The 2,493-nt window shown below is 67.7% G+C and carries 2 protein-coding genes; both read left to right on the top strand.

Going from position 1 to position 2,493, the window contains the following annotated elements; all coding sequences use genetic code 11:
- The first annotated feature begins 95 nt into the window (after positions 1-95).
- On the top strand, positions 96-1,364 hold the full coding sequence (gene clpX / locus P2P98_RS10275; protein ID WP_275799591.1) for an ATP-dependent Clp protease ATP-binding subunit ClpX: 1,269 nt from the start codon (positions 96-98) through the stop codon (positions 1,362-1,364).
- A gap of 172 nt (positions 1,365-1,536) precedes the next feature.
- Positions 1,537-1,674 (top strand): hypothetical protein, encoded by a 138-nt coding sequence (locus P2P98_RS10270; protein ID WP_275799589.1) that lies wholly within the window; start codon positions 1,537-1,539, stop codon positions 1,672-1,674.
- Positions 1,675-2,493 lie beyond the last annotated feature (819 nt).

Genomic DNA, 2,493 nt, shown 5'->3' with positions numbered 1-2,493 from the left:
GGCCCCGTGCGCGCAAATGCCCTCTGTTCGCTCGGGCACGGGTTAGGCTCGTGGCACACAGGCGTGAGGGCGCCGGGTGACGAGGAGGAACAGGCATGGCACGCATCGGAGAAAGCGCCGATCTGTTCAAATGCTCCTTCTGCGGAAAGAGCCAGAAGCAGGTGCAGCAGCTGATCGCCGGTCCCGGTGTGTACATCTGCGATGAATGCGTCGAGCTCTGCAACGAGATCATCGAAGAGCGCATGGCCGAGTCTTCTGCGGGCGAGGTCGCCGAGTTCGACCTGCCCAAGCCTCGCGAGATCTTTTCGTTCCTCGAGGAGTACGTCGTCGGGCAGGAGCCCGCGAAACGCGCCCTCGCCGTCGCCGTCTACAACCACTACAAGCGCGTCCGGGCGCACGGGACCCTGCAGCCGGCCGAGGCCCGCGCCGAAGAGATCGACATCGCCAAGAGCAACATCCTGCTGCTCGGGCCGACCGGCTGCGGTAAGACCTACCTCGCGCAGACGCTCGCCAAGCGTCTCAACGTGCCCTTCGCGGTCGCGGATGCCACTGCCCTGACCGAGGCCGGGTACGTCGGCGAAGACGTCGAGAACATCCTGCTCAAGCTCCTGCAGGCAGCCGACTTCGATGTGAAGCGCGCCGAGACGGGCATCATCTACATCGACGAGGTCGACAAGATCGCGCGCAAGGCCGAGAACCCCTCGATTACGCGCGACGTGTCGGGGGAGGGCGTCCAGCAGGCCCTCCTGAAGATCCTCGAGGGCACCGTGGCGTCGGTCCCCCCGCAGGGCGGTCGGAAGCACCCCCACCAGGAGTTCATCCAGATCGACACGACCAACGTGTTGTTCATCGTCGCCGGGGCCTTCGCGGGCCTCGAGGAGATCATCTCCGCGCGCGTCGGCAAGCACGGCGTGGGCTTCGGTGCTCCTCTGCAGCGCAAAGAAGATGCGCCCGACCTGTTCAGCGAGGCGCTGCCCGAAGACCTGCACAAGTTCGGTCTGATCCCCGAGTTCATCGGTCGCCTGCCCGTCGTGGCATCCGTCTCGCCGCTCGATCAGGACGCGCTGATGGAGATCCTCACGGCTCCCCGCAATGCGCTCGTCAAGCAGTATCAGCGCATGTTCGAGCTCGATGGGGTGCAGCTGGAGTTCGACGAAGACGCGCTTCGCGCGATCGCCGACCTCGCTGTCGCCCGGAAGACCGGCGCGCGCGGCCTGCGCGCGATCCTCGAAGACGTCCTGGGGCCGATCATGTTCGATGTGCCTTCGTCCGACGACATCGCGAAGGTCGTCATCACGCGGGCGGCTGTCGAAGACGGTGCGCAGCCGACGATCGTCCTGGCACAGAAGCGCCGCAGCGCCTGACGCGCGTGGGGGCCTGGCGCGGCCGCGGTGCTTCGCTGTGCGTGCGACCGTTCACCGTCGGCGGGATCGCGCGCGGTGCACGACTTGTTCTTCGCGAGACGCCGGAGGTTGCACTGTCCCTCGCGCTCGACGCCCTGCGCGCGGAGCGTTTCGACCTCGGGGACGATCGCGTGTGGCCTGGGCGCTCCGGGAGCGCGATTCGGAGTGGATCGCTCAGGACGTGCGCATCGGCCACCCGGATCCGTCGTGGAACACCGGATTCGTGGATGCCATGCTGTCGGACACGCTTCTGACGGTGGTGCGGGTCTGACGGTGGTGCCGGGCCTCTGGCGGCACGCCACGTCGACGGTGGTCGTCGCCAGTGCGCGTCCTCACGAGCAGGGCTCGGAGGTGGTGATCTTCGCGCACGTGAGCGTCCGAGGCTGGACGTCGTCGAATGACGCGGCTCCGCTGCTGAAGGCGGCTCTGGACCGCGTCGAGGCATCCGCGAGGTGGTGTCGCGCGAGCCGATGCACGGCATTCCGAATGACGGAGCTCCGGCTTCGCAGTCCTTCGTGCGCGAGGTGCTCGGCTGGCGCTAGGGCGTATCGGGGGAGCTCTCACGCCCCTCCACCTCACCGATAAACGCCATCCATGTCCGGAAACACGCTGTCCACGCGTTTCTGTGCGTGAACAGCGTTTATGGATGCCGCGGTGGACGGAATGCGCCCGCGCCGGACACGACACAGCCAGACACCTGAGCGACGGACGGGCGAGCGCACGGGCGGACGGGGGCCTCGGGCGGGCGGGGCCTCGAGCAGGGACCGGCGCCGCATAAACGCCGTTCACTCACATAAACGCGCTCTCCACGCGTTTCTGCGCGCCAACAGCGTTTATGGATGCCGCGGCAGTTCGGCGGGCGCGGCCATCGACGCCGACCACCCCCAACGCGGACAGCCCACCCCGACGGCCCCGCTCCCGCCACCCGATGCCGGCGATCCCTCGCCCGCCGCCCGCGCAGCGCACACCGTCGCCCGGGGATGCCTTCTGCACATCGGAGCAATATCCGGATCCATCCCCACCGGGGCTCCCGAGCCCCCGTCGATGTCGGACCCCCTCGCTAGCATGCACACATGCATACCGACGCCTC

It is taken from the genome of Microbacterium sp. Kw_RZR3 (assembly GCF_029222405.1).
Taxonomy (GTDB): domain Bacteria; phylum Actinomycetota; class Actinomycetes; order Actinomycetales; family Microbacteriaceae; genus Microbacterium.
Note: the sequence above shows the minus strand (reverse complement) of the source record. Positions and strands in the feature narration are given on the sequence as shown.

Bases quoted from the DNA above. Each gene is read 5' to 3' on its own strand.
- clpX (WP_275799591.1), top strand. From the start codon at position 96: ATGGCACGCATCGGAGAAAGCGCCGATCTGTTCAAATGCTCCTTCTGC.